The organism is Candidatus Hydrogenedentota bacterium (assembly GCA_012523015.1).
GTDB lineage: Bacteria > Hydrogenedentota > Hydrogenedentia > Hydrogenedentales > CAITNO01 > JAAYBJ01.
This window is the reverse complement of record JAAYJI010000265.1, coordinates 1-1,973: the sequence shown is the minus strand read 5'-3', so window position 1 is coordinate 1,973 and position 1,973 is coordinate 1. Positions and strand designations below refer to the sequence as shown.

3 protein-coding genes are annotated in these 1,973 nt (G+C 49.0%); 2 read left to right on the top strand and 1 reads right to left on the bottom strand.

The genetic code is table 11. The features are described 5' to 3' along the window. The first annotated feature begins 215 nt into the window (after positions 1–215). Positions 216–671 carry a hypothetical protein gene (locus GX117_11775; GenBank protein ID NLO34007.1) on the top strand — a complete coding sequence of 152 codons (456 nt, stop codon included), beginning with the start codon at positions 216–218 and terminating at the stop codon, positions 669–671. Positions 672–754: 83 nt separating this feature from the next. Then, positions 755–1,408 (top strand): hypothetical protein, encoded by a 654-nt coding sequence (locus GX117_11770; protein NLO34006.1) that lies wholly within the window; start codon positions 755–757, stop codon positions 1,406–1,408. A gap of 114 nt (positions 1,409–1,522) precedes the next feature. Here GX117_11770 and GX117_11765 read toward each other — a convergent pair. Then, positions 1,523–1,973, bottom strand: a 451-nt coding sequence (locus GX117_11765) for an aldehyde dehydrogenase family protein (protein ID NLO34005.1), incomplete at its 5' end; no start/stop codon positions are given.

Genomic DNA, 1,973 nt, shown 5'->3' with positions numbered 1-1,973 from the left:
CGTTGCAACATTGTTATATTATAAGGAGCGCATCATGTGCGAAAATAATGATGCTCTGATCGGGTGTTTTGAAGGATACACCCCCGAAAGATACCTATAGTATAAACCGCTTTCTTTGAAAGAGGGTAATTTTTGTAATTAAACCGTCTGACGGCGCCGGTTATTTCTTTTGGCGTCGTACATGACCGTAAGTTGCACCGTGGAATGCATTTATTATGTCCCTTAAAACTATTTTAATTGTTGCCTTGTCACTCATTTGTATCTTATTGCTCGTCGCCTTATTGCAGAAAAAGGAAGAGGCGCCTTCTGAAGCGGCAGCCACGACGGACCTTGTACCGCCCGATCCCACGCCCCTGGATATCACCCCGGAATCGGAGGAGCTCCCCAGAATCACCATTACGGAAGCGATGGTGGACAAATTATATCTGGGACATAGCTATGAAGATATTGAAGCCTTGTGGGGCGCCGGCTCCGACGAGAGTGAAAGCGAATATCGACGCCCTTCAGACGGCTACACATCACCTTTTACCATTGTTTGGCACATATGGAATAATCCCAACCGAACCCGCGTCCGCCTGGGTTTTGTCAACAACAAATTGGAACGGAAAGAATTCTATCGTCTCGATGGTTACAAAATTAGTAATGAAATAGATTTGGATGAACTGAAGTAACTTACGCTGGATAGATTTGTGCTATCATTTCACCCCACATAACCCCACGCTGTCCAAAGGACTCCGTAAACGAGAAAGAAACCATGAAAGTAAGATTATTTTTAAGTGTTGTGCTTTTACTGGCTTGTGCGGGATGTGAAGATCTGCTGCGCAAAGAGCCGCCGCCGCCGCCCCCTTCCGGCCCCCAAACCAAAGAAGAGGTCGCTGCCCTCGTAAATCCGTTGATCCAACCTTTGCGGCAAAGCGTTGCCGGGGGCCCGGGTATTTCTGAAGCAGAACGCTATTCCATGCTTGCAGCACTGCGCAATGCTGTGATCCAATATGGGGCAACAGACTTCGGCCGTCAAGCACTCAACGACGTCGCTTATGAAGTACAGGATATCGCCAAACAAGCCGCTGATATTGAACGGTATAGGCTTGTTTTAATCTGTATTGATGTGGAAGAATTGCTGTCCGTTGAAAGCCAGCTATTACAGCGGCTTGGGGAACGAGCGGATATTATGCTGGACAAGCCAAGCATCCAAGTTCAAGGGTTTATGGATGATATTGAAAAAGATCAAACCTATATCTTTCTTAATATCATCAATCGGCGAGAGGGAAAAATCGAGCGCAAACAAGTGCGTGAAGGCGATGAACTAAGCGATATTCGCGTAATAAAAATTATAGGCCGCAACAGAGGCGTTCTCTTTGAATATCTCAAAGTGCCGGGACTCTTTTTTGAAGTAGATGCTTTTTAAACAAATCGCGTAGGCACGATAGAACCCGAAGCAGCGCTGTATCCGACCCGCCAAGACGGCACACACGCAACGATGCCGGCGGTTGGGAAGGCACATATAGAACGGGCTACAGGACTATTTGGGAATCTCGACGCGCAGATGCATGCTCTTGAGCCGTGTCAATTGTAACAAGCCATAATGGGACAGGGTCGCCCCTTTTCCGGTATCTTTGACGCCGCACCAAGGAAGGGCGGGATCCAAGAAATCGCAGCGATTCATATAGCAGGTACCGGTCTGAATACGCTCACCCAAGCGGATAGCGCGGTCTAGGTCTGAAGTCCAAAGGGACGCCGTCAATCCGTAAGGGCTGTCATTCATGTAGCGGAGCGCTTCCTCGTCATTTTCCACCGACAAAATCCCAATGACCGGCCCGAAACTTTCTTCTTGCATCAAGGCTGATGTTTGCGGCGCGTCGGCAACAACGGCAGGCGCTGCAAACCATCCCGTCTCAGGCAGCGTGAAATGCGCGGGATCAACGAGGAGCCTGCCGCCGGCTTGAATGGCAGCCTGCACTTGGTCTTTTAGG